General features: G+C 68.0%; 20 protein-coding genes. 3 read left to right on the top strand and 17 right to left on the bottom strand.

Annotation, left to right across the window (positions count from 1 at the left end; all coding sequences use genetic code 11):
* The first annotated feature begins 14 nt into the window (after positions 1-14).
* On the top strand, positions 15-2438 hold the full coding sequence (locus A8M77_RS17165; RefSeq protein ID WP_086922727.1) for a PepSY domain-containing protein: 2424 nt from the start codon (positions 15-17) through the stop codon (positions 2436-2438).
* Between the two features lie 100 nt (positions 2439-2538).
* Positions 2539-3648, top strand: coding sequence for a glycosyltransferase family 2 protein (locus A8M77_RS17170; RefSeq protein WP_086922728.1), 1110 nt, complete (start codon positions 2539-2541; stop codon positions 3646-3648).
* Positions 3649-3663: 15 nt separating this feature from the next.
* Here A8M77_RS17170 and A8M77_RS17175 read toward each other — a convergent pair whose 3' ends face one another.
* From A8M77_RS17175 to A8M77_RS17225, 11 genes are all read right to left on the bottom strand, one after another.
* Positions 3664-4602 carry an SMP-30/gluconolactonase/LRE family protein gene (locus tag A8M77_RS17175; protein WP_086922729.1) on the bottom strand — a complete coding sequence of 313 codons (939 nt, stop codon included), beginning with the start codon at positions 4600-4602 and terminating at the stop codon, positions 3664-3666.
* A 2-nt stretch (positions 4603-4604) separates the two neighbouring features.
* Entirely contained in the window at positions 4605-5585 is a 981-nt protein-coding gene (locus A8M77_RS17180) for a branched-chain amino acid ABC transporter permease (protein ID WP_086922804.1), read from the bottom strand.
* Positions 5586-5598: 13 nt separating this feature from the next.
* A complete protein-coding gene (locus A8M77_RS17185) occupies positions 5599-6474 on the bottom strand; it encodes a branched-chain amino acid ABC transporter permease (RefSeq protein WP_086922730.1) in 876 nt (291 codons plus the stop codon).
* Between the two features lie 39 nt (positions 6475-6513).
* Positions 6514-7698 carry an ABC transporter substrate-binding protein gene (locus A8M77_RS17190; RefSeq protein ID WP_086922731.1) on the bottom strand — a complete coding sequence of 395 codons (1185 nt, stop codon included), beginning with the start codon at positions 7696-7698 and terminating at the stop codon, positions 6514-6516.
* Between the two features lie 29 nt (positions 7699-7727).
* Complete coding sequence (locus A8M77_RS17195) at positions 7728-8921, bottom strand: ABC transporter substrate-binding protein (protein WP_086922732.1); 1194 nt, start codon at positions 8919-8921, stop codon at positions 7728-7730.
* 39 nt (positions 8922-8960) lie between these two features.
* On the bottom strand, positions 8961-9668 hold the full coding sequence (locus A8M77_RS17200) for an ABC transporter ATP-binding protein (protein ID WP_086922733.1): 708 nt from the start codon (positions 9666-9668) through the stop codon (positions 8961-8963).
* Between the two features lies 1 nt (position 9669).
* The gene (locus A8M77_RS17205; RefSeq protein WP_086922734.1) at positions 9670-10440 is read right to left on the bottom strand and encodes an ABC transporter ATP-binding protein; all 771 of its coding nucleotides are present in this window, start codon (positions 10438-10440) and stop codon (positions 9670-9672) included.
* 162 nt (positions 10441-10602) lie between these two features.
* A complete protein-coding gene (locus A8M77_RS17210; RefSeq protein WP_086922735.1) occupies positions 10603-12174 on the bottom strand; it encodes a DHA2 family efflux MFS transporter permease subunit in 1572 nt (523 codons plus the stop codon).
* 15 nt (positions 12175-12189) lie between these two features.
* Positions 12190-13497, bottom strand: a complete 1308-nt coding sequence (locus A8M77_RS17215) for an HlyD family secretion protein (RefSeq protein ID WP_086922736.1) — start codon at positions 13495-13497, stop codon at positions 12190-12192.
* Between the two features lie 27 nt (positions 13498-13524).
* A complete protein-coding gene (locus A8M77_RS17220; RefSeq protein ID WP_086922737.1) occupies positions 13525-15015 on the bottom strand; it encodes an efflux transporter outer membrane subunit in 1491 nt (496 codons plus the stop codon).
* Positions 14996-15544: a MarR family winged helix-turn-helix transcriptional regulator gene (locus A8M77_RS17225; RefSeq protein WP_086922738.1), complete on the bottom strand. Its 549-nt coding sequence runs from the start codon at positions 15542-15544 to the stop codon at positions 14996-14998. Before A8M77_RS17225 ends, A8M77_RS17220 begins: the two co-directional genes overlap by 20 nt.
* Positions 15545-15622: 78 nt before the next feature.
* On the opposite strand from A8M77_RS17225, the gene A8M77_RS17230 reads away from it, so the two are divergent.
* Positions 15623-17449 carry an ABC transporter transmembrane domain-containing protein gene (locus A8M77_RS17230; RefSeq protein WP_086922739.1) on the top strand — a complete coding sequence of 609 codons (1827 nt, stop codon included), beginning with the start codon at positions 15623-15625 and terminating at the stop codon, positions 17447-17449.
* On the opposite strand, the gene A8M77_RS17235 is transcribed toward A8M77_RS17230, so the two are convergent.
* Genes A8M77_RS17235 through nuoL form a run of 6 tightly spaced genes read right to left on the bottom strand, consistent with a single transcriptional unit; the run spans position 17430 to position 23848 of the window.
* Positions 17430-17876 (bottom strand): DUF1178 family protein, encoded by a 447-nt coding sequence (locus tag A8M77_RS17235; RefSeq protein WP_086922740.1) that lies wholly within the window; start codon positions 17874-17876, stop codon positions 17430-17432. The two genes, A8M77_RS17230 and A8M77_RS17235, sit on opposite strands and share 20 nt — an antisense overlap.
* Before the next feature lie 7 nt (positions 17877-17883).
* Positions 17884-18477 (bottom strand): NUDIX domain-containing protein, encoded by a 594-nt coding sequence (locus A8M77_RS17240; RefSeq protein WP_086922741.1) that lies wholly within the window; start codon positions 18475-18477, stop codon positions 17884-17886.
* A gap of 1 nt (position 18478) precedes the next feature.
* Positions 18479-18787 carry a DUF2818 family protein gene (locus A8M77_RS17245; RefSeq protein WP_086922742.1) on the bottom strand — a complete coding sequence of 103 codons (309 nt, stop codon included), beginning with the start codon at positions 18785-18787 and terminating at the stop codon, positions 18479-18481.
* Positions 18788-18812: 25 nt separating this feature from the next.
* Positions 18813-20300 carry an NADH-quinone oxidoreductase subunit NuoN gene (gene nuoN / locus A8M77_RS17250; RefSeq protein ID WP_086922743.1) on the bottom strand — a complete coding sequence of 496 codons (1488 nt, stop codon included), beginning with the start codon at positions 20298-20300 and terminating at the stop codon, positions 18813-18815.
* A gap of 23 nt (positions 20301-20323) precedes the next feature.
* Positions 20324-21799 (bottom strand): NADH-quinone oxidoreductase subunit M, encoded by a 1476-nt coding sequence (locus A8M77_RS17255; protein ID WP_086922744.1) that lies wholly within the window; start codon positions 21797-21799, stop codon positions 20324-20326.
* Positions 21800-21820: 21 nt separating this feature from the next.
* Positions 21821-23848, bottom strand: coding sequence for an NADH-quinone oxidoreductase subunit L (gene nuoL, locus A8M77_RS17260; RefSeq protein ID WP_086922745.1), 2028 nt, complete (start codon positions 23846-23848; stop codon positions 21821-21823).
* Positions 23849-23856: the final 8 nt, after the last annotated feature.

Raw genomic sequence — 23856 nt, forward strand, 5'->3', positions numbered from 1 at the left:
CCACCGGTTCCCCCATGGCTCTTCTGCGGCGCGCCTGGTTCCAGATCCACTGGTTCATCGGCCTCACGGCCGGCTCGGTGCTGCTCGTCATCGGCCTGAGCGGCGCGACCCTGTCCTTCCGCGCCGAGATCACCGACCTGATCGACCCTGCCCTGCGCCGCGTGCCGGCCGAGGCCGGCGCGCAGCCGCTGCGGCCGGCCGAGCTGCTGGAGCGCCTGCAGGCGACGCAGCCGGGCCGGCGGGTGGCAACGCTGACAGTCTTCGCCGAAGCCGGTCGCCCGGCCCGCGTGAACTTCGCGCCCGCGCCCGGCGCGGCCCGCGGCGAGACGCATCTGGTGAACCCCTATCGCGCCACTCTGCTGCCCGAGCCCCGCGCCGAGGCCTTCTTCGAGTTCGTGGAAAGCCTGCACCGCTGGCTGCTGCTGCCGCGGGACACCGGCAAGCCGGTCACCGGCACCCTGGCCGCGGGGTTGCTGGTGCTCGCGCTCTCGGGCCTGTACCTGCGCTGGCCGCGCCGGCCGCTCGCCTGGCGCAGCTGGCTGCGGCTGGACTTCGCGTTGCGGGGCCGCGCCTTCCTGTGGAACCTGCACGCGGTGGCCGGTACGGTAGCGCTGCTGGCCTACCTAGTGTCCAGCTCCACGGGCCTCTACTGGGGTTTCGATGCGCTGCGGACGTGGATCGACGACGCGGCCGGCGAAGGACGCGCGGTGCGCACGCAGCGCATGCAGGGCGGTGCGGCCGGGAGCGATGCCGCCCCGGTCCGGCTGGACCTGGAACGCGTGTGGCGCGGCTTCCAGCAGACCACCGCCGGCGACTGGAGCCAGGTCACGCTGCGCCTGCCCGCGCGGCAGGCCTCGCAGGTCGAGGCCACCTACCTGCGCGCCGCGCCCGAGCACGAGCGCGCGCGCAACCGCCTCTACCTGCACGCCGCCACCGGCGAGCCCAGCCGGCACGAGCGCTATGCCGACAAGCCGCTCGCCGGGCGGCTGGTGAACAGCGTCTATCCGCTGCACATGGGCACTTACTGGGGCTTGCCGGGACGCATCGTGATGACGCTCGCGGCCCTGGGGCTCGCGCTGTTCGCGATCACGGGCTGGATGCTGTACCTCGGCCGCCGCCGCACGAAGCGCGCAGTGCGCGCCGAGCGCGCCCGGCTCGGCCCGGCCGCACCGGCAGCCGCACCCGGCGCCGAGCAGGTGCTGATCGCCTTCGCCACGCAGACCGGCCATGCCGAGCGCGTCGCCCTCCAGACCGCGGCCGCGCTGCGCTCGGCCGGCGTCGGCACCGTGGTCAAGGCCCTGGCCGAGCTGAGCGTCGACGCGCTGCTGCATTTCCGCCGGGTGCTGTGGGTGGTCAGCACCTTCGGCGACGGCGACCCGCCGGACAGCGCCCGCGCCTTCGCGCGCGGCTTCGCGCAGCAGGCGGGCGCCCAACTGCACCACGTGCGCTACGGCGTGCTCGCGCTCGGCGACTGGCACTACGCCAGCTTCTGCGGCTTCGGCCGCCAGCTCGACCACGACCTGCGCAGCCAGGGCGCGCAGGCGCTGTTCCCCATGGTCGAGGTCGACGACGGCAGCCCCGAGGCGATCGGCCGCTGGCAGCGCGCCCTCGCCGGCATCTTCGGCCTGCACGCCGATGCCTGGCCCGCGCAGCCGGCCGATGCAGTGCCGCGCCCTTTCGAGACCTGGCAGCTGCAAGGCCGCACCCTTCTCAACGCGGGCAGCCAGGGCGAGCCGCTCTTCGAGATCACGCTCGGCCGCGACGGCCCCATGCACTGGGCGCCGGGCGCGCTGGTCGAGGTGCTGCCGCGCCACGCGGACGGCCGCGCGCATCCGCCGCTGTCGCCGCGCAGCTATTCGGTGGCTTCTCTTCCGGCCGACGGCTGCATCCAACTGCTGGTGCGGCAGGCGCAACACGACGACGGCCTCGGCGTGGCCTCGGGCTGGCTCACGGCCCATGCGCCGCTGGATGCGCCCATCGAATTGCGCCTGGCTGCCAACCCGGGCTTCGCCCTGGTGGACGATGAGCGCCCCTGCATCTTCATCGGCAACGGCTCCGGCTTCGCGGGCCTGCGCTCGCACCTGCGCGAACGGGCGCGCCGCGGCCATGGCCGCAACTGGCTGGTGTACGGCGAGCGCCAGGCCGCGCACGATGCCATCGCCGCCGATGAGGTCGCGCAATGGCAGGCACGCGGCCTGCTGGCTCGGACCGACCTCGTCTACTCGCGCGACCAGGCACAGCGCCTCTACGTGCAGGACCGCCTGCGCGAGGCGGCCGACGAGCTGCGCCACTGGATCGACGAAGGTGCGGTGGTCTATGTCTGCGGCAGCCTCGAAGGCATGGCCCCCGGCGTCGACGCGGCGCTCGGCGAGCTGCTGGGCAGGCAAGGCCTGGAAGCGCTGATCGCCCAAGGCCGCTATCGGCGCGACGTCTACTGAAGGTCGGGCACGGCCGCGGCGCGGGGTGGCACGAAGCCTGCGTAACCCGCCCGGGCACAATCCGGAAGCCGCCCTCCGGGTCTTTTTTCGGGCTGATGCGATGAAGGCAGAAGCGATCCCGTCCCTTGCGCCGAGCCGCCTGGCGATCCAGCCGCTGGCCTTGGCCCCGCTGCCGGCCGCGCCGCGGTCGAGCGTCGCGATCATCTGCTTCAACTACGGCCGCTTCCTGACCGAATGCCTGGACAGCTGCCTCGCCCAGACCGTGCCCGCCGACGAGATCGTGGTGGTGAACGACGGCTCGACCGACGACACCGCCCAGGTGCTCGAGGCCTACGCGGCGCGCCACCCGCAGGTGCGCCCGATCCACCAGCCCAACGGCGGCATCTGCGCCGCGACCAGCGCGGCGCTGGCCGCCTGCTCCGGCGACGTCGTGCTGCTGCTCGATGCCGACGACACCATGGCACCGCAGCGCATCGAGAAGGTGCTCGCCGCACTGGGCCGGCGCGTGGACGGGCACCTGCCGGGTTGGGTCCACAACGCCATGCAGCGCTTCTCGGACACGCAGGCCGACCTGGGCCTGGCGCCCTATTACCCCGGCGGCGTGGCGCCCGAGGGCTGGCTGGCGTCCGAGACGCTGGACGCGGCATCCTGCCCCGTGCTCGCGCTGACCTCGGGGCTGGCCTTCCGCCGCGATGTTCTGGACGCCATCGGCCCGCTGGACAACGACCGGCTGATGTACCAGGACCTGCAGCTGTGCACCGCCGCGGCCCTCCTCAGCCCCTGCGTCTATCTCGCCGAGCCCCTGACGCGCTACCGCGTGCATGGCGCCTCCGCGACCAAGGGCTCGATGGTGTCGGCCGCGCAGGTCCACGCGACGCGGGAGCGGGCTGTGCGCTTCGACGCCTGGCTGCGCGCGCAGATCGAGCGCACCCGGCCCGGCGCCTCGGTGCTGTGGCGGCCGCTGGACGACCAGGGCGGCCATCTGTGGCTGCGCTTCCTGGAGCGCTGGTTGTCCGGCAAGGGCAAGGACCTGGGCCTGCTGCTGCGCGTGCTGCGCCATCCTGACACCCGCAGCGGTCCACGGCAGTACCGCATGTACTACTACGGCAGCCTGCTGCTGCCGCGTCCGCTGTTCGTCTCGTACTCGCAGTTGATCTTCGGGGCCAGTCCGCTCAAGACGACGCTGCGCAGGCTGTTGCGGCGGGCCTGACAGGCCCACGCCGTTTCAGCCGCCGCGCGCGCCCTGCGTGTTGACGTAGAGCGCGTAGAGCGACTGGCTCGCGGCCATGAACAGGCGGTTGCGCGCCGGGCCGCCGAAGCAGAGGTTCGCGCAGCGCTCCGGCAGCGCGATGCGGCCGATCGGTGTGGCGTCGGGCGCGAACACCATCACGCCGTCGCGGCCCTCGCCCGTGCCCCAGCCGGCCCACAGGTTGCCGTCCACGTCGCAGCGGAAGCCGTCGGGCGAGCCCTCGGGGTCGGCCTGCACGAACACGCGGTCGTTCTCGAGGCCCTCGCCGTCGGCGCTGACGTCGAACACGCGGATGCGCCGGGGCGTGATGCCCGACTCGACCACGTAGAGGCGGCTTTCGTCGGGCGAGAAGCACAGGCCGTTGGGGCGGTTCACGTCGCCGGTGACCACGGCGGCCTCGCCGGTCCGGCCGTCGACCCGGTAGACGTTGGTCGGCAGCTCGGGCTCGGCCGCATGGCCTTCGTAGTGGCCGAGGATGCCGAAGGGCGGGTCGGTGAACCAGATCGAGTCGTCCGACTTGACGACGATGTCGTTGGGCGAGTTGAGGCGCTTGCCCTCGAAGCGATCGAGGATGACGGTGATCGAGCCGTCGTACTCGGTGCGCGTGACGCGGCGCGTGCCGTGCTCGCAACTCAGCAGCCGGCCCTGGCGGTCACGCGTGTGGCCGTTGGCGAAGTTGGACGGCTTGCGGAAGTGGCTCACCGCGCCCGTTTCCTCGTCCCAGCGGAGCACGCGGTTGTTGGGGATGTCGCTCCACAGCAGGCAGCGGCCATCGCCGAACCACACCGGGCCCTCGGCCCAGCGGAAGCCGGTGGCGAGGCGCTCGACGGCGGCGCTCATCAGGCGGTATCTGGCGAAGCGCGGGTCGAGAATCTCGATGGCGGGATCCGGATAGCGCTCCGCGGACTGCCACATGGCTACCGTCGCCGCGAAACGAAGGCGATGATCTCGCCCATGATCCCGCGCCGGAAGGCCAGCACGCAGATCACGAAGATCAGGCCGGTGACCATGGTGACCGACTCGCCCAGCGTATTGAACCAGTCGATGGTCGTGAGCTTCGCCAGCCCGTTGCCGAGCTCGCCGATCTTGTTCTCCAGCAGCACCACCACCGCCGAGCCGACCAGCGGGCCCGACAACGTGCCCAGGCCGCCCACCAGGGTCATCAGGATCACCTGGCCAGAGGCGGTCCAGTGCACGTCCGACAAGGTGGCGAAGCCCAGTACCAGGGTCTTGAGCGAGCCGGCCAAGCCGGACAGTGCGGCAGAGATCACGAAGGCCAGCAGCTTGAAGCGCGCCACGTCGTAGCCCAGCGAAAGCGCGCGGGGCTCGTTTTCCTTGATGCCCTTGAGCACCTGGCCGAAGGGCGAGTGGATGGTGCGCACGATCAGCAGGAAGGCCGCCACCACGACCACCAGCGACACGTAGTACATGGCGAGGTCGTTCTGCAGGTCGACCACGCCGAAGAGCTTGCCGCGCGGCACGCCCTGCAGACCGTCCTCGCCGCCGGTGAACTTGGCCTGCAGGCAGAAGAAGAAGACCATCTGCGCCAGCGCCAGCGTGATCATCGCGAAGTAGATGCCCTGGCGGCGGATGGCGAGCACGCCGAAGATCCAGCCCAGCAGCGCGCCGGTGACGGTGCCGGCGATGAGGCCCAGTTCCGGCGTCAGGCCCCAGACCTTCATGGCCTGACCGGCGATGTACGCGGAGCCGCCGAGGAAGGCCGCGTGGCCGAAGGACAGCAGCCCGGTGAAGCCCAGCAGCAGGTTGAAGGCCGAGGCGAACAGCGCGAAGCACATGAGCTTCATCACGAACACCGGGTAGGCGCCGAGGAAAGGCGCGGCGACCAGGCCGAGCAGCAGCAGGCCGTAGAGGATGGCGGAGACGTTGTTGTTCTTCATCATGCGCTGCGCTTCACTTTTCCTTGCCGAACAGGCCGGCCGGGCGGATCAGGAGCACGATGACCATGATCACGAAGACGACGGTGGAGGAAGCCTCGGGATAGAAGACCTTGGTCAGGCCTTCGATGACGCCCAGGCCCAGGCCGGTGAGGATGGCGCCCATGATCGAGCCCATGCCGCCGATCACCACCACCGCGAACACAACGATGATCAGGTTCTGTCCCATCAGCGGCGAGACCTGGATCACCGGCGCGGCCAGCACGCCGGCGAAGGCGGCGAGCGCGACGCCGAAGCCATAGGTGAGCGTGACCATCAGCGGCACGTTGACGCCGAAGGCCTCGACCAGGCGCGGGTTCTCGGTGCCGGCGCGCAGGTAGGCGCCCAGGCGCGTCTTCTCGATCACGAACCATGTCGCGAAGCACACGACGAGCGAGGCCACCACCACCCAGGCCCGGTAGTTGGGCAGGATCATGAAGCCAAGGTCGGTGGCGCTGGCCAGCGCATCGGGCGTGTCGTAGGGCAGGCCCGAGACGCCGTAGACCGAGCGGAACACGCCCTCGATCAGCAGCGTGATGCCCAGCGTGAGCAGCAGGCCGTAGAGATGGTCGAGCTTGTAGATCCAGCGCAGGAGCAGCCGCTCGATCACTACGCCGAACAGGCCGACGACGATCGGCGCCGCCAGCAGCATCACCCAGTAGTTGACCCCGAAGTAGTTCATCGCCATCCAGGTCAGCACCGCACCCAGCATGAACAGGGCGCCGTGCGCGAAATTGATGACGTTGAGCAGACCGAAGATCACTGCGAGCCCGAGGCTCAGGATCGCGTAGAACGATCCGTTGACCAGCCCCAGGAGGAGCTGGCTCAGCAGTGCGGGCAGCGAGATTTGCATGGGTGAGTGGCTGCAGCGAGCGAGGTCAGGGGGATGGCGTCATTTCCAGAGAGCGCACTTGCTCTCGGCCTTGGTGGTGAAGACCTGGTCGCCGGGCAGCTTGCTCAAGACCTTGTAGTAGTCCCAGGGCTGCTTGGACTCGGCCTGGCTCTTGACCTGCACCAGGTACATGTCATGCACGAAGCGGCCGTCCTCGCGGATCTGGCCCTTGGCGTAGAAGTCGTCGATCGGCGTCTTCTTGAGCTGCGCCATCACCTTGTCGGCATCGGCGGTGCCGGCCGCCTGCACCGCCTTGAGGTAGGTCATCGTGGCCGAGTAGTCGGCGGCCTGGATGTCCGTGGGCATGCGCTTGGTCTTGTCGAAGAACTTCTTGCCGAAGGCGCGGGTCTTGTCGTCGATGTTCCAGTCCCAGCTGGTGGTGAGCAGCAGGCCCTCGGTGTTCTTCAGGCCGAGGCTGTGGATGTCGGTGATGAAGACCAGGAGGCCCGCCATCTTCATCGACTTGGTGATGCCGAACTCCTTGGCGGCCTTGATGGCGTTGATGGTGTCGCCGCCCGCGTTGGCCAGGCCGAGGATCTGCGCCTTGGAGTTCTGCGCCTGCAGCAGGAAAGAGCTGAAGTCGGAGGCGTTGAGCGGGTGCTTGACGCCGCCCACCACCGTGCCGCCCTTCTCCTTCACCACCTTGGCGGTGTCGCCTTCCAGCGCGGCGCCGAAGGCATAGTCGGCGGTCAGGAAGAACCAGCTCTTGCCGCCCTGCGCCACCACCGCGCCGCCGGTGCCCTTGGCCAGGGCCACGGTGTCGTAGGCGTAGTGCACGGTGTAGGGGCTGCACTGCTCGTTGGTGAGCGCCGAGGTGCCGGCGCCGTTGACGATGAAGACGCGCTTCTTCTCCTGCGCGACCTTCGACATCGCGAGGGCGGTGCCGGAGTTGGTGCCGCCGAAGAGCATGGTCAGGCCGGCCGTGTCAACCCACTCGCGCGCCTTGGACGCGGCGATGTCGGCCTTGTTCTGGTGGTCGGCGGTGAGCAGCTCGATCGGCTGGCCCAGCACCTTGCCGCCGAAGTCGTCGATCGCCATCTGGATGGCGGTGGCGCCGTTGCGGCCCTCGACGTCGGCATAGAGGCTGGACATGTCGGTGATGAAGCCGATCTTGACCTGGGCCTGCGCCGCGCCGGCAGCCAGCGCGATGCCTGCAACGATGGCCGACAGTGCAAATTTCTTCATGTGTTGTTCCTGCTGCTGATGGGCTGTGCTTACTTCCACAGGGCGCACTTGGACTCGGCCTTGGTGGTGAAGACCTGGTCGCCCGGCATCGTCTTGATCACCTTCAGGTAGTCCCAGGGCTTCTTCGATTCGGACGCGGTCTTGACCTGCACCAGGTACATGTCATGCACGTAGCGGCCGTCGGCGCGGATCTGGCCCTTGCCGAAGAAGTCGTTGATCGGCATCTTCTTCAGCTGCTCCATCACCTTGTCGGCGTCGGTGGTCTTGGCCGCCTCCACCGCCTTCAGGTAGGTCATGGTGGCGGAGTAGTCGGCGGCCTGGATGTCGGTGGGCATGCGCTTGTTCTTCTCGAAGTAGCGCGTGGCCCACTTGCGGGTGTCGTCGTTCAGGTCCCAGTACCAGCTGGTGGTGTGCAGCAGGCCCTCGGTGTTTTTCAGGCCCAGGCTGTGGATGTCGCTCAGGAAGACCAGCAGGCCAGCCACCTTCATGGTCTTGCCGATGCCGAATTCCTTGGCGGCCTTGATCGAGTTGATGGTGTCGCCGCCCGCGTTCGCCAGGCCGAGGATCTGCGCCTTGGAGTTCTGCGCCTGCAGCAGGAAGGAAGAGAAGTCCGAGGCGTTGAGCGGATGCCGCACCGTGCCGACCACGGTGCCGCCCTTCTCCTTGACGATGCGGCTGGTGTCGGCCTCCAGCGCGTGGCCGAAGGCATAGTCGGCGGTCAGGAAGAACCAGCTCTTGCCGCCCTGCTCCACCACCGTGGCGCCGGTGCCCTTGGCCAGGGCCACGGTGTCGTAGGCGTAGTGCACGGTGTAGGGGCTGCACTGCTCGTTGGTGAGCGCGGAGCTGGCGGCGCCATTGTTGAAGTAGACGCGCTTCTTCTCCTGCGCCACCTTCGCGGTGGCGAGCGCGGTGCCGGAGTTGGTGCCGCCGAAGATCATGGTGACGCCGGCGGTGTCGATCCACTCGCGCGCCTTGGAGGCGGCGATGTCGGCCTTGTTCTGGTGGTCGGCGGTCACCAGCTCGATCGGCTGGCCGAGGGCCTTGCCGCCAAAGTCGGCGATCGCCATCTCGATCGCGGTGGCGCCGCCCTTGCCCTCGAGGTCGGAGTACAGGCTGGACATGTCGGTGACGAAACCGATCTTGACCTTCTCCTGCGCCTGCGCGCCGGAAGCCAGTGCCAGGACGCCGATGGCCAGTGCGATCGCGGTGAATGCAGTCTTCATGGTGTTGTCTCCTTCGAGCAGTGAAATGAGGGAAGTGGGTCAGACGCCGAGCAGCTCGTGCAGCACCGGCATCTTGGCGTCGAGTTCGGAAGCGCCGAAAGCCTCGACGATGCGGCCGTGCTCCATCACGTAGAAACGGTCGGCCAGGGGCGCCGCAAAACGGAAGTTCTGCTCCACCATGACCACCGTGTAGCCCTTGCCGCGCAGGGTGTGGATCATGCGGGCCAGGGCCTGCACGATCACGGGAGCCAGTCCCTCCGAGATCTCGTCGAGCAGCAGCAGCCGGGCGCCGGTGCGCAGGATGCGCGCCACCGCCAGCATCTGCTGCTCGCCGCCGGACAGGCGCGTGCCCTGGCTGTTGCGGCGCTCGGCGAGGTTGGGGAACATGGCGTAGATCTCCTCCACCGACATGCCCTTGTCCGATCCCTTGAGGGCCGGCGGCAGCAGGAGGTTTTCCTCGGCCGAGAGGCTGGCGAAGATGCCGCGTTCCTCCGGGCAGTAGCCGATGCCGTGGTGCGCGATGCGGTGCGTGGGCATGCCGATGGTCTCGGCGCCGTGGACCTTGATGCTGCCCTTGCGCGCGCCGGTGAGCCCGAGGATGGCGCGCATTGTCGTGGTGCGCCCCGCCCCGTTGCGGCCGAGCAGGGTGACCACCTCGCCGGGTTGCACGACCATGTCGACGCCATGGAGCACGTGCGATTCGCCATACCAGGCGTGCAGGTCCTTGATCTCCAGTGCCGCGGCCATGTCAGTGGGCTCCCTGGAGCTGACCCTCGGTGGTGCCCATGTAGGCCTCCATCACCTGCGGGTTCTTCGAGACCACGGCGTACGGGCCTTCTGCCAGCACGGCACCGCGTTGCAGCACGGTGATGGTGTCGGCGATGGTCGACACCACGCTCATGTTGTGCTCGACCATGAGGATGGTGCGGCCCGCCGAGACGCGCTTGATCAGCTCGGCCACGCGGTGCACGTCCTCGTGGCCCATGCCCTGCGTGGGTTCGTCCAGCAGCATCAACTCGGGCTCCATCGCGAGGGTGGTGGCGATCTCCAACGCGCGCTTGCGGCCGTAGGGCAGGTTCACGGTGAGTTCATCCGCCAGTTCCTCGAGGCCGACCTGGGCCAGCAGCGCACGCGCGCGCTCGTTCAACGGCTCCAGGGTCTTCTCGCTCTTCCAGAAGTGGTAGGAGGTGCCGAGAGCGCGCTGCAGGCCCAGGCGCACGTTCTCGAGCAGCGTGAGGTGCGGGAACACGGCGGAGATCTGGAACGAGCGGATGATGCCGCGGCGCGCGATCTGCGCGGGGCGCTCGCCGGTGATGTCCTGCCCGTTGAAGAGAATGGTTCCCGAAGTGGGCTCGAGGAACTTGGTGAGCAGGTTGAAGCAGGTGGTCTTGCCGGCGCCGTTGGGCCCGATCAAGGCGTGAATGGAGCCGCGCACCACCTTCAGATCGACGTTGCTGACGGCGGTGAAGCCCTTGAATTCCTTGGTGAGCTGGCGGGTCTCGAGAATGATGTCGCTCATCTCTCGAGGTCGCCCGGATACAGGGGGGAAAGGTCGGTCATGCGGTCCATCTGAACGCGCCAACATGGCTGCGCGGAACGCATTGTTTGCAGCCGCAGCAGGACTTGCCTACTGGGGCAAATGCCTATGCTGCGGTGCGGGAACGCCGGGCGGCGAAAGGGATCAGTGCGCCCCTGCGGCGGCGTCGGCGGCACCCGGGCTGCGCACCGGCCTGGCCAGCCAGACGAAGGGGATCAGCAGCAGGAACAGCACTGCCGATGCGTAGAACACGTCATTGGCCGCGAGCATGAAGGACTGCTGGTCCACCATTCGGTTGAGCTGCCCCAGCACCTGGTCGGCGGAGAAGCCGTTGGCCGAGAGGCCCGCCATCGCGCTGGCGGTGGCCTGGCTGCCCTGGTTCACCGATTCGGCCAGCTGCGCGTGGTGCAGCGCGGCCCGGTTCTCCCACAGGGTGGTGGAGATGGAGGTGCCCATGGCGCCCGCGGTGATGCGCGCGAAGTTCGACAGGCCGGAGGCGGCCGCGATGCGGTCGGGCGTGAGGCCCGAGAGCGTGATGGTCACCAGTGGAATGAAGAAGAAGGCCATCGCGATGCCCTGGATGACGGTCGGGATCATGATGGTCCCGAAGTCGGCCTGGGTGTTGAAGTTGGAGCGCATCCACAGCACCAGCGCGAACACCAGGAACGAGAAGGTGGCGTAGCGGCGCGGATCCACCTTGCCCACGGTGATGCCCACCATGGGCGAGAGCACGATCGCCAGCAGGCCGACCGGCGCCAGGACCATGCCGGCCTGCGTGGCGGTGTAGCCCATGTGCTGCTGCAGCCACAGCGGCAGGATCACGACGTTGCCGAAGAAGAGGCCGTAGGCGACCGCGGTCGCGAGCGCGCCCGACCAGAAGTTGCGGCGCTTGAAGAGCGACAGATCCACCACCGGGTGCTTGTCCGTAAGCTCCCAGACCAGGAAGAAGGCGAAGCCCACGCCGGCGACCACCGCCATCGCGACGATCTCGGGCGAGTGGAACCAGTCGAGTTCCTTGCCTTTGTCGAGCATCAGCTGCAGCGAGCCTACCCACAGCACCAGCAACGCGAGGCCGATGCCGTCGATCGGCACCTTGCGCGTGGCGCTCTCACGCTTGTGGTACAGGCCCCAGGTGATGCCGGCCGCGAGCAGGCCCACGGGGATGTTGATGTAGAAGATCCAGGGCCAGGAGATGTTGTCGGTGATCCAGCCGCCAAGCAGCGGCCCCATGACCGGCGCGACGAGCGTGGTCATGGACCACATCGCCATCGCGAGGCCTGCCTTGGCGCGCGGGTAGCTCGACAGCAGCAGGGTCTGCGACAGCGGGATCATCGGCCCGGCAACGAAGCCCTGCAGCGTGCGGAAGGCGATCAGCATCGTCATGTTGGGTGCCAGCCCGCACAGCCAGGAGCTGATGATGAACAGCAGTACGCTGGCCAGGAACAGGCGCACCTGGCCGAAGCGCTGGGTGAGCCAGCCGGTCAGCGGCACCGCGATCGCGTTGGCGACCGCGAAGCTGGTGATGACCCAGGTGCCCTGCGTGGAGCTCACGCCCAGGTCGCCGGAGATGGCGGGCAGCGACACGTTCGCGATCGAGGTGTCGAGCACGTTCATGAAGGTCGCAGCCGAGAGCGCGATCGTGCCCCAGACGCGGGCCGCGCCCTCGAGCGGCGGATGAGCGGCAGGCGGTGTGGCGGGCGGTGCGGCGGTCGCCATCGTCGTTTCCCGCCTTCAGATCGGGTTCACGTGCGTGCGCGGGCCGGCGACCGGCGCAGCCGCAGCGGGCGGCCTGGCGGGCGTGGCCGTGGGCGCCGGGCTGCGGCCCAGGTTGGCCGCAATGATGCGATCGACCTCGGCGTCCGCGCCCTGGTCGAGCTGGCTGTAGACCTGGGTCTGGGCCAGCGCGGCGGCGCGCGGCGCATCGGCCAGCATCTTGCCGCCCTTCTGGCGCACGTCGACTTCCACGTCCATCGACAGGCCCACGCGCAGCGGGTTGGCCTTGAGCTGCTCTGCATCGAGCGCGATGCGCACCGGCACGCGCTGCACCACCTTGATCCAGTTGCCGGTCGCGTTCTGCGCCGGCAGCAGCGCGAAGGCGGAGCCGGTGCCCACGCCGAGACCGGCGACATGGCCGGTGTACTCGACCTTCTTGCCGTAGACGTCGGCGACCAGCTTCACCGGCTGGTCGATGCGGATGTTGCGCAGCTGGACTTCCTTGAAGTTGGCATCGACCCACAGCTGGTCGAGCGGCACGATCGACATCATGGGCGTGCCGGCCGCGACGCGCTGGCCGAGCTGCACCGTGCGCTTGGCCACGTAGCCCTCCACCGGCGCGGGAAGCGCGACGCGCTGCGTCGCCAGGTAGGCTTCGCGCACCTTGGCAGCCGCAGCCTGCACGCTGGGATGCTGCTCGACGCTGGTGCCGTCGGTCAGCGACTGATTGCTGGCCAGCTGTTCGCGCGCCGCCACCACGCCGGCCTGAGCCGCCGCCAGCGCGCTCTTCGCGTTGGCCAGCGTGGTCTCGGCATGATTGAGCTCTTCCTTCGAGACCGCGCCGTTGCCCGTGAGCGCCTGGCGACGCTTGAGGTCGTCCTGCGCGCGGGCGATGTCGCTCTGTGCCTTGACGATGTCGGCCTGGCGCAGCGAGACCTGCGCGGCCAGCGAGCCGTTGTTGGCATAGAGCGTGCGTACCTGGCGCACCGCCTGCCCGAGCGCGGCCTCGGCCTGCTCGAGCGCGACCTTGGCATCGGCCGGGTCGAGCTGCACCAGCGGCTGGCCGGTCTTCACCAGGTCGGTGTCGTCGGCCATGATGGTCATCACGGTGCCGCCGATCTGCGGCGTGATCTGGATCACGTTGCCCTGCACGTAGGCGTTGTCGGTCGACTCGTAGCGGCTGGCGACCAGCCATTCATAGACGCCCCAGCCGACGCCGGCCACTGCCACGACTGCGGCCAGCGCGGTGAGGGCGCGGCGGCGCTTGCCGTTGGAAGCCGGCGCTTCGGCCGGAACGTTCGCTTCGGGTGTGTTGTTGCTTTCCATGGAATGTCCTTCGGATTCGCGCAATGTTCAGGGATGACGGGGCGCCGTCTTGCCGGAGTCAGCCGTGGCGGTGGCCGTGGCCTGGCGCTGCGGCTGCCAGCCGCCGCCCAGCGCCCGCGCCAGGCCCACCTGGGTCTCGATGGCGCGCGCGGTCAGGTCGACGGCCTGGCGGCGCTCGGTGAGGACGGTGGTCTCGGCCGTCAGCACGTTGAGGTAGTTGCCCAGGCCGGCGCCGTAGCGCTGCACGGCGATGTCGTAGGCGGACTCGGCGGCGCGCTGCGAGGCGGCCTGCTCGGCCTGCTGGCGCGTGACCGACTGGGCGCTCGCAACCTGGTCGGCCACGTCGCGCACCGCGTCGAGCACGGTGGCGTTGTAGCTCTCGATGGCGGCATCGAGGTCGGCCGTCTTGCCGCGCAGGTTGGCGCGCAGGCGTCCGCCCTCGAAGATCGGCAGACGCACGGCCGGGCCGACGCCCCATTGCTCGCTGCCCGCCTTGGTGAGCTGGCCAAAGCCGATGGCGGAGAAGCCGGCGAAGGCCACCAGGTTGATGTTGGGATAGAACTGGGTCTTGGCGTTCGCGACGTCGCTGCTCGCGGCCTCGACGCGCCAGCGCGCGGCGGCGATGTCGGCGCGCCGTCCCAGCAGATCGGCCGGGATGGTGGGCTGCAGCGCGATCGGGCGCAGGCTGTCGAGCTTCGGCGCGCCCAGCGCCCGGGTGGCGCCGGGCTGGCCCACCAGGGCGTCCAGCGCATTGCGCGCGATGACGATCTGCTCGTTCAGCGCCTCGATCTGCTGGCGCGCCTGCGGCAGGCCCCCTTCGCTCTGGAACTGCTCCAGGCGCGTGTCCAGCCCGGCGGAGACGCGGTCGCGCACCAGCTTGAGCGTTTCCTCGCGCTGCGAGAGCGTGCGCTGGGCCACGGCCAGTTGGTCATCGAGGCGTGCCCACTGCACGTAGGCGCGCGCCACATTGCCGGCCAGCAGCACGCGGGCGGCCTCGGCGTCGGCCGCCGCGGCGTTGGCGCTGCCGACGGCGGACTCGATGGCGGTGCGGTTCTTGCCGAAGAAGTCCAGCTCCCAGCTCGCGTTGAGCTGCAGCGTGCCGAGGTTCTGGATCGAGCCGCCCAGAGGGGCCGGGTAGATGGAATTGCCGCTGAACTTCTGGCGGTTGAGGTCGAGCTGGCCGTTGAGCTGAGGCTTGTCGGCCGCTTCGGCCACGCCGACCGCCGCCTGGGCCTTTTCGAGGCGGGCACGTGCCACCTGCAGGCTGGGATTGCCGCGCAGCGCCTGGTCCACCAGGCCGTTGAGCTGGGCATCGCCGAAGCCCAGCCACCATTGGCTGTCGACGGTCGGCACGGCCATCGCCGCGGCCTCGCTCGTCAGGCCCAGCGAGGCGGCATCACGCAGGCTGGCGTGCGAACCGGTTTGGCCCATGTCGGCGCAGCCGGCCAGGAAGAGCGCCGCCGCGGCGGCGAGCACGGTGGCGGGGCGTCGGGCGAATTCAGGAAGAAACGGAGTCATTCTTTTCTCCACGGGCCGTAACGGCCTGGGCGTTGTCGAGGAGGCGTTGCAGGTAGCCCTTGAGCTGCATCCATTCGTCGCGGGTGAAACCGGCGAGGAGTTCGTTCTGCACGCTGCACAGCACATGGGGCACCTGGCGCGCGGCTGCGCGGCCCTCTTCCGTCAGCTCGATGTTGACCACGCGGCGGTCGGACAGGGAACGCACGCGCCGGCACAGGCCCTTGGCCTCCAGCCGGTCGAGCAGCCGGGTCATGGCGCCGGTGTCGAGCTGGCATTCGCGTGCCAGTTCGGCGACCGTGGTGGCATGGCCCAGGTGCAGCTTGTAGAGCGGCGCCCACTGCGGGAAGGTCGGACCGCTCGGCTCCGACATCCGGTTGCCCACGGTCTGCGCGAGCGTGGTGGTGATGCGGCGCATGATGTGGCCGACGCTTTCCTCGGCCCGGTACGAATCGGGCTGATAGAAATCGGCCGCCTTGCCCCCGGGCTCTGGCAGCGAAGCGACGGCAGGGGGATCGGTGGAAGCAGGCATGCATAAATAATATTTGTCATGACAGTAATTGTCAAGGCGACCTTTGAAAAGGCAAGCGTTCGTTAGAATGCGGTCCCAATGGTTTCTCCCGCTTCCGCTCCTGCCGCCAAGGCCTCGCCGCGCTCGCTGTCGGGCCTGGCGCCTTTTCTGAGGCCCTACCGCGTCCAGATCGTGCTCGCCGGGCTGTTCCTGGTCCTGGCGGCGGCGACCACGCTGGTGTTCCCGGTCGCGCTGCGCAGCCTGATCGACGGCGGCCTGGTCGGCGCCGACCGCGGCACGCAGGCCATGGCGCTGCGGGGCCATTTCCTCGCCCTCTTCGCCGTCGCCGTGGCGCTGGGCGTGTTCTCGGCGGCGCGCTTCTACACCGTGAGCTGGCTGGGGGAGCGGGTCACGGCGGACCTGCGCAACGCGGTCTATGCGCACGTCCTGCGCCAGAGCCCGGCCTTCTTCGAGACCACCCAGACCGGCGAGGTGCTGTCGCGGCTGACCGCCGATACGACGCTGGTGCAGACGGTGGTCGGCTCCTCGCTCAGCATGGGCCTGCGCAACGCGGTGATGGGGGTCGGCGCACTGGCCATGCTGGTCTGGACCAACCCCTACGTGATGGTCCAGGTGCTGGGGATCCTGGTGCTGGTGGTGTTGCCCAGCATGTGGTTCGGACGGCGCGTGCGTCGGCTCTCGCGCGCCAGCCAGGACCGGGTGGCGGATTCGAGCGCGATCGCGGCCGAGGTGCTGAACGCGATTCCCGTGGTGCAGAGCTACACCGCCGAGTCGCGCGAGGCGGCCCGCTTCGACGCCTCCACCCACAACGCCTTCCGCACCGCCGTGCGCCGCACCCGGGCACGTTCGGTGCTGGTGGCCTTCATCATCGTCGCTACCTCTGCCGCCCTGCTGTGGGGGCTCTACCAGGGCACCCAGGCGGTGCTGCGCGGCGACATCACGGCCGGTCACCTGGGGCAGACGGTGGTTTACGTGATCATCCTGGCGAGCGCGGCCGCCGTGCTGGGCGAAGTCTATGGCGACCTGCTGCGCGCGGCCGGGGCGACCGAGCGGCTGATGGAACTGCTGCATGCGACGCCGGCAATCGTGTCACCGGCAAAGCCGGCGCACTCGGCGGTCCCCGCCGCCGGCAGCACCGTGCGCTTCGAAGGAGTCGGTTTCCACTATCCATCACGGCCCGGCATCCCGGCGCTGCGCGATTTCAGCCTGGACATAGCGTCCGGCGAGACGGTGGCGCTGGTGGGATCGAGCGGTGCCGGCAAGAGCACGGTGTTCCAATTGCTGCTGCGCTACTACGACCCGCAGTCCGGCCGCATCCTGCTCGATGGCGTGCCGCTGGCGGACCTGGGCCTGGACGCGCTGCGCGCGCGCATCGGGCTGGTGCCGCAGGACGCGGTGATCTTCTCGGCCAGCGCCTTCGAGAACATCCGCTATGGCCGCCCCGACGCCGGCGCGGAGGAGGTCCACGCGGCGGCGCGCGCCGCCTTTGCCGACGGCTTCCTGCGTGCTCTGCCCGAGGGTTACGACACCTTTCTGGGCGAGCGCGGCGTGCGCCTGTCGGGCGGGCAGCGCCAGCGCATCGCGATCGCGCGCGCCATCCTGAAGAACCCGCCACTGCTGCTGCTCGACGAGGCCACCAGCGCGCTGGACGCGGAAAGCGAGCGCATGGTGCAGGCGGCGCTGGAGTCGGCGATGGCGGGCCGCACGACGCTGGTCATCGCCCACCGGTTGGCGACGGTGCAGAAGGCCGACCGCATCATCGTGCTCGACCACGGCGGGATCGTTGAACAGGGCACGCACGCCGCGCTGGTGGCGCAGAACGGGGTCTATGCGCGGCTGGCCGCGCTGCAGTTCGCCACGGAAGGAGAAAGAGCAAGCGCCGCGCCTATTGCAGCGTTTCCTTGAGTGCAGGCGGCAGGGCCAGCGAGAAGACGGAAATACCCTCCTCCGCCAGGTCCCGGGCCTCCTCGCGGGTTGCCTGGCCGCGGATGCCACGCTCTTCGGCCTCGCCGTAGTGCATCTTGCGGGCCTCGTCGGCGAAGCGGGTGCCGACGTCCTCGGTCTTGTCCATGACCTCGCGCACCGCGCGCATCCAGCGTGCCTCGGGCGAATCCGTGTGTGCGTCAGGCGCCGCCGGGGCGGTCGCCTCGGCAGGCGGCTTGGCATTGCCGAGGTTCAGGCGCGGGGCCGTCAGCAGCTTGGTGATGGCGGTGTCGCCGCACATCGGGCAGGCCACGAGCCCGCCGGCCAGCTGGGTGTCGAAATCACCGTTGGACGCGAACCAGCCCTCGAAGCCGTGGCCGTGCGCACATTGGAGGTTGAGGACCTTCATGCGCGGATTATCGGCTTGCCGCAGCCGTTGCGTCGCTCTGCCAATCCAAGGTCCAGGCGCCGGACAGGACGTTCTGGAGCCAGAGGGTGCAGGTCAGGGTCTTGGCGTCCGAGACGGTGCCGTCGCGGCACCAGGCCTGCAACTGCTCCGGCGTCGCGGTGCAGACCTCGACGAACTCCTCGTGGTCGAGCTGCTGGTTGCCCAGGGTGAGGCCGCGGGCGAAGTAGATATGGATGATCTCGGTCGAATAGGCCACCGCCAGATGCATGGCGCCGGCATGGGCCCATTCGCGCGCGCTGTAGCCGGTCTCTTCCAGCAGCTCGCGCTGGCCGCAGTAGAGCGGGTCCTCGCCGTCGTCGAGCTTGCCGGCAGGGAATTCGGTCATCACCCGCTCGATGGGATAGCGGTACTGGCGCACCATCGCCACCCGGCCGTCGTCCAGCAGGGGCACCACCACGACCGCGCCGGGATGGACGATGTACTCGCGCGTGGCGCTCTTGCCGTCCGGCAGGCGCACGGTGTCGCGCTTGGCATGCAGGAAATTGCCTTTGAAGAGCAGCTCGCTGGCGGTGCCCTCTTCCTTCAGATGTGCGTCGTCCATGTCAATTCCGGTGCTTGAGCAAGTAGCGCCAAGTGAAGCCAGGAAAGGCCAGCACCAGGAACAAAGCCCCGGTGACAGCGTAGAACTCCCAGCCCTGCGGCGCGATCTGGCCAGCACGGCGCTCGAACAGCAGCCCGATGCCCCCGGCCAGGAAATAAAGGATCACCAGCTCCAGCAGCCGCAGGCCCAGCGACTTCTTCGGCTTGGCCCCGAGCGGCACGAGGCCGAGCAGGCGCTCGTTCAGGAAAGGCAGGTTGGCGGCCAGCAGCGCGACCAGCAGGACCACCCAGACTGACGCACTCTGCGACACGGGGACGGAGCGGACCTGGCCCGCTTCAGCCGGCCAGCGTGGCCACGATGGCGTCGGCGCACAGCGCCATCAGGCCACCCGGCACGATGCCCAGGATCAGGATCAGCGCGCCGTTGAGCGTCAGCACCGTACGCACATCACGCGGCGCGGAGACCGTGCTGGCCGTCATCGGCGCGTCGAAGTACATGACCTTGACCACGCGGATGTAGTAGAAGGCGCCGATCAGCGACATCACGACAGCGAACACCGCCAGCGCGATGTACATCCCCTGCCCCGACGCGATCAGCGCCTGCAGCACCGCCAGCTTGGCGTAGAAACCGACCAGCGGCGGGATGCCCGCCAGCGAGAACATGGCGATCGCCATCACGCCTGCATAAAGTGGGCTGCGCTGGTTGAGACCGGCCAGGTCGGTGATCTCCTCGCTCTCGAAGCCTTCGCGCGCCAGCAGCAGAATGATGCCGAAGCTCGCCAGCGTGGTGAGAACGTAGGTCACGATGTAGAACATCGAGGCGCTGTAGGCGAACTGGGCGTTGTACGTACTGTTGTTGACCACGCCGGCGATCAGGCCCAGCAGCATGAAGCCCATCTGCGAGATCGTGGAGTACGCCAGCATGCGCTTGAGATTGGTCTGCGCGATGGCCGCCAGGTTGCCTACCAGCAGCGAGGCGATGGCGAGCAGCGCCAGCATCTGCTGCCAGTCGATGGCCAGCGGCAGCAGCCCTTCCACCAGCAGGCGGATGATGATGGCGAAGGCAGCGAGCTCGGGCGCCGCGCCGATCATCAGAGTGACGGACGTGGGCGCGCCCTGGTACACGTCGGGCACCCACATGTGGAACGGCGCCGCGCCGATCTTGAAGGCCAGACCGGCCACGATGAACACGAGCCCGAACACCAGCACCTGGTGGTTGACCTTGCGGCTGGCAATGGCCTTGAACACCTCGTTGGTGTCGAGCGAGCCGGTGGCGCCATACATCATCGACAGGCCGTACAGCAGGAAGCCACTGGCCATGGCGCCGAGGACGAAGTACTTCATCGCCGCCTCGCTGGCCACCGCGTTGTCCCGCCGCAGCGCCACCAGGGCGTAGCTCGACAGGGTAAGCAATTCCAGGCCGAGGTAGATCACCAGGAAGTTGCTGCCCGAGATCATCACGAACATGCCCAGCAGCGCGAACATGCTCATGGTGAACATCTCCCCGCCGCGCAGCATGCCGCGGTCGGCGGCGTAGGGCCGGCCGTAGACCAGCGTGACCATCAGCGCCACGCTCGCGAAGCACTTGAGCCAATTGCCCATCGGATCGCTCACCACCATCCCGCCGAAGCCGTAGTGGCTCTTGGCATCGGTGGCCTGCATCCCCGTCAGCACGGCCACGACGGCCAGCGTGAGCAGAGTGAGCACGTAGGTGCGCGTGCGGTGGGTGTCGGTGGTGGACAGGTCGACCAGCGCGATGATGCAGGCCATGACCAGCAGCACCACCTCGGGGTAGATCGTCATCCAGCTGAGTTTGTCAATCATCTCGTTCTCGTGTCAGGCTGGACTCAGGGCAGCTTGGAAATCGCCACGTGACGCAGCAGCTCGGCCACGGAGGCATTGGTCGCATCGGTGAAGGGCTTGGGATACAGGCCCATCCACAGCACGGCGATCGCCAGCAGCGCCAGCATGAGGAATTCGCGGGCGTTGATGTCGTCCAGCTCCTTCACGTGGTCGTTGCCCACCGGTCCCAGGTAGACCCGCTTGTACATCCACAGCGTGTAGGCGGCGCCGAAGATCAGAGCGGTGGCAGCGCCCAGCCCCAGCCAGAAGTTGGCCTTGACCGCACCGATGATCACCATCCACTCGCCGACGAAGCCGGCGGTCGCGGGCAGGCCGCAGTTGGCCATGGCGAACAGCAGCGCGAAGGCGGCGAACTTGGGCATGGTGTTGACCACGCCGCCGTAGTCCGCGATCTGGCGCGAGTGCACGCGGTCGTACAGCACGCCGATGCACAGGAACATGGCGCCCGAGACGAAGCCGTGCGCAATCATCTGCACGATGCCGCCGGAAATGCCCAAGTCGTTGAAGATGAAGAAGCCGAGCGTCACGAAGCCCATGTGGGCCACCGACGAATAGGCCACCAGCTTCTTCATGTCCTGCTGGACGAGCGCCACCAGGCCGACGTAGATCACCGCGATCAGCGACAGCGCGATCATGAGCCAGGCCCACTCGTGCGCGGCATCGGGCGCGATCGGCATCGAGAACCGCAGGAAGCCGTAGGCGCCCAGCTTCAGCATGATCGCCGCCAGCACGGCGGAGCCGCCGGTGGGTGCCTCCACGTGCACGTCGGGCAGCCAGGTGTGGACCGGCCACATCGGCACCTTCACCGCGAAGGCCGCGAAGAAGGCGAAGAACAGGAAGGTCTGCGCGGTGCCCGACAGCGGCAGCTTGTGCCAGGTCAGGATGTCGAAGCTGCCACCCGACTTGTTGTACAGGTAGATCAGCGCGACCAGCGTGAGCAGCGAGCCCAGCAGTGTGTAGATGAAGAACTTGAAGGCAGCGTAGATCTTCTTAGGACCGCCCCAGATGCCGATGATCAGGTACATCGGGATCAGCGTCGCCTCGAAGAAGACGTAGAACAGGATGCCGTCCAGCGCCGAGAAGGTGCCGATCATCAGGCCCGACAGGATCAGGAAGGCGCCCATGTACTGGTTGACGCGCTCGGTGATCACCTCCCAGGCCGAGATCACCACGATCACCGTGATGAAGGCCGTCAGCAGCACCAGCCACAGCGACAGGCCGTCGAGGCCCACGTGGTAGTGGATATTGAAACGGTCGATCCAGGGCGTCTTCTCGACGAACTGCATCGCGGCGGTGCCGTTCTGGAAGCGCGTGAACAGCGGCACGGTGGCCAGCAAGCTCACGATCGAACCGACCAGCGCGATCCAGCGCACGATGCCCGCGTGCTGGTCCCGCCCGATGGCCAACAGCACGGCGCCGAACACGATCGGCACCCAGATGGCGAGGCTCAACATACCCATTTTTCTTGTTCTCCCGGCGGCTTATCTGTTGAACCAGACGAAATACGTCATGAGGATGAAGATGCCCAGCAGCATCGCGAAGGCGTAGTGATAGATGTAGCCGGACTGCATCCAGCGCACCACGCCGGCGATGCGGCCGACCGCCTTCCAGGAGCCGTCGACGATGGCGCCGTCGATGATCGCCTGGTCGCCGCCCTTCCACAGGCCGGTGCCCAGGGCGCGCGTGCCGCGCGCGATGACGTGCTCGTTGAACCAGTCCATGTAGTACTTGTTGTCGAGCAGCTTGTAGATGGGGCTGAAGGCACGCTGGACCGCCGCCGGCAGCGCCGGGTTGACGAGGTACATGTACCAGGCCAGCACCACGCCGGCCAGCGCCAGCCAGAACGGCGGCGCAGTCAGGCCGTGCAGGGCCATGGCCATCGGTCCGTGGAAGGCCTCGGCCAGTTCCTTCATCGCAGGGTGCCTCGCGGCGTCGATGAAGATCGAGTCCTTGAAGAACTCGCCGTAGAGCATCGGCTGGATGGTCATGTAGCCGATCACGACCGAGGGAATCGCCAGCAGCACCAGCGGCACCCAGACCACCCAGGGCGTCTCGTGCGGCTTGTGATCGTGATGATGATCGTCGTGGCCGTGCCCATGGTCGTCATGGTGCGCGTCGGGGTTCTGGTCGTAGCGTTCCTTGCCGTGGAAGACCAGGAAGTACATGCGGAAGGAGTAGAAGGCCGTGACGAAAACGCCGATCAGCACCGCCCAGTAGGCGAAGCCGGCACCCCAGAGGTGGCTCTCATGCACCGCCTCGATGATGCTGTCCTTCGAGTAGAAGCCCGCGAACAGCGGCGTGCCGATCAGCGCCAGCGAGCCCAGCAGCGAGGTGATCCAGGTGATGGGCATGTACTTGCGCACGCCGCCCATCCAGCGGATGTCCTGATTGTGGTGCATGCCGATGATCACCGAGCCGGCACCGAGGAACAGCAGCGCCTTGAAGAAGGCGTGGGTCATCAGGTGGAACACCGCCACCGAGTAGGCCGAGGCGCCCAGCGCCACCGTCATGTAGCCCAGCTGCGACAGCGTGGAATAGGCCACCACGCGCTTGATGTCGTTCTGGATGATGCCCAGGAAACCCATGAAGAGCGCAGTGATGGCGCCGATCACCAGCACGAAGCTCAGGGCCGTGTCGCTCAGCTCGAAGAGCGGCGACATGCGCGTCACCATGAAGATGCCGGCCGTCACCATGGTGGCCGCGTGGATCAGCGCCGAGATCGGGGTCGGGCCTTCCATCGAGTCGGGCAGCCACACGTGCAGCGGAAACTGCGCGCTCTTGCCCATCGCGCCGATGAACAGGCAGATGCAGATGACGGTGATCAGCATCCAGTCGGTGCCGGGGAAGCTCAGCTTCGCCAGCTCGCCGCCCTTGGCGAAGGCCTCGCCGTAGTTCAGCGTGCCGGCGTAGGCGGCGATCAGTCCGATCCCGAGGATGAAGCCGAAGTCGCCGACGCGGTTGACCAGGAAGGCCTTCAGGTTGGCGAAGATGGCGGTCGGCTTGTTGTACCAGAAGCCGATCAGCAGGTAGGACACCAGGCCCACGGCCTCCCAGCCGAAGAAGAGCTGGAGCATGTTGTTGCTCATCACCAGCATCAGCATGGAGAAGGTGAAGAGCGAGATGTAGGCGAAGAAGCGGTTGTAGCCCTCGTCCTCTTCCATGTAGCCGATGGTGTAGATGTGCACCATCAGCGAGACGAAGGTCACAACGCACATCATCATGGCCGTGAGGCCATCGATCAGGAAGCCAACCTCCATCTTGAGGCCGCCCACCACCATCCATTCGTAGATGGTCTCGTTGAAGCGGGCGCCGTCGATCGCCACGCTCTTGAGCGTCATGGCCGAGATCACGAAGGCGATGAACACGCCCAGGATAGTCAGCGAGTGCGAGGCAGTCCGGCCGATGCGGTTGCCACCGAACTTGGTGCCGAGAATGCCCGCGAGCACGGAGCCGGCCAGCGGCGCCAGGGGAACCGCGAGCAGTGCGGATGCGGAAAGAGTTGCGCTCATATGAATGT

It is taken from the genome of Variovorax sp. JS1663 (assembly GCF_002157355.1).
Taxonomy (GTDB): Bacteria; Pseudomonadota; Gammaproteobacteria; order Burkholderiales; family Burkholderiaceae_C; genus Variovorax.

What these genes read in the sequence shown, in the direction of transcription:
- A8M77_RS17175 (WP_086922729.1), bottom strand. Translation starts at nt 4,602, where the DNA reads ATGTGGCAGTCCGCGGAGCGCTATCCGGATCCCGCCATCGAGATTCTC.
- A8M77_RS17185 (WP_086922730.1), bottom strand. Translation starts at nt 6,474, where the DNA reads ATGCAAATCTCGCTGCCCGCACTGCTGAGCCAGCTCCTCCTGGGGCTG.
- A8M77_RS17240 (WP_086922741.1), bottom strand. Translation starts at nt 18,477, where the DNA reads ATGGACGACGCACATCTGAAGGAAGAGGGCACCGCCAGCGAGCTGCTC.
- A8M77_RS17235 (WP_086922740.1), bottom strand. Translation starts at nt 17,876, where the DNA reads ATGAAGGTCCTCAACCTCCAATGTGCGCACGGCCACGGCTTCGAGGGC.
- A8M77_RS17165 (WP_086922727.1), top strand. Translation starts at nt 15, where the DNA reads ATGGCTCTTCTGCGGCGCGCCTGGTTCCAGATCCACTGGTTCATCGGC.
- nuoL (WP_086922745.1), bottom strand. Translation starts at nt 23,848, where the DNA reads ATGAGCGCAACTCTTTCCGCATCCGCACTGCTCGCGGTTCCCCTGGCG.
- A8M77_RS17190 (WP_086922731.1), bottom strand. Translation starts at nt 7,698, where the DNA reads ATGAAGAAATTTGCACTGTCGGCCATCGTTGCAGGCATCGCGCTGGCT.
- A8M77_RS17180 (WP_086922804.1), bottom strand. Translation starts at nt 5,585, where the DNA reads ATGAAGAACAACAACGTCTCCGCCATCCTCTACGGCCTGCTGCTGCTC.
- A8M77_RS17210 (WP_086922735.1), bottom strand. Translation starts at nt 12,174, where the DNA reads ATGGCGACCGCCGCACCGCCCGCCACACCGCCTGCCGCTCATCCGCCG.
- A8M77_RS17225 (WP_086922738.1), bottom strand. Translation starts at nt 15,544, where the DNA reads ATGCCTGCTTCCACCGATCCCCCTGCCGTCGCTTCGCTGCCAGAGCCC.
- A8M77_RS17215 (WP_086922736.1), bottom strand. Translation starts at nt 13,497, where the DNA reads ATGGAAAGCAACAACACACCCGAAGCGAACGTTCCGGCCGAAGCGCCG.
- A8M77_RS17230 (WP_086922739.1), top strand. Translation starts at nt 15,623, where the DNA reads ATGGTTTCTCCCGCTTCCGCTCCTGCCGCCAAGGCCTCGCCGCGCTCG.
- A8M77_RS17170 (WP_086922728.1), top strand. Translation starts at nt 2,539, where the DNA reads ATGAAGGCAGAAGCGATCCCGTCCCTTGCGCCGAGCCGCCTGGCGATC.
- nuoN (WP_086922743.1), bottom strand. Translation starts at nt 20,300, where the DNA reads ATGATTGACAAACTCAGCTGGATGACGATCTACCCCGAGGTGGTGCTG.
- A8M77_RS17195 (WP_086922732.1), bottom strand. Translation starts at nt 8,921, where the DNA reads ATGAAGACTGCATTCACCGCGATCGCACTGGCCATCGGCGTCCTGGCA.
- A8M77_RS17205 (WP_086922734.1), bottom strand. Translation starts at nt 10,440, where the DNA reads ATGAGCGACATCATTCTCGAGACCCGCCAGCTCACCAAGGAATTCAAG.
- A8M77_RS17200 (WP_086922733.1), bottom strand. Translation starts at nt 9,668, where the DNA reads ATGGCCGCGGCACTGGAGATCAAGGACCTGCACGCCTGGTATGGCGAA.
- A8M77_RS17255 (WP_086922744.1), bottom strand. Translation starts at nt 21,799, where the DNA reads ATGGGTATGTTGAGCCTCGCCATCTGGGTGCCGATCGTGTTCGGCGCC.
- A8M77_RS17220 (WP_086922737.1), bottom strand. Translation starts at nt 15,015, where the DNA reads ATGACTCCGTTTCTTCCTGAATTCGCCCGACGCCCCGCCACCGTGCTC.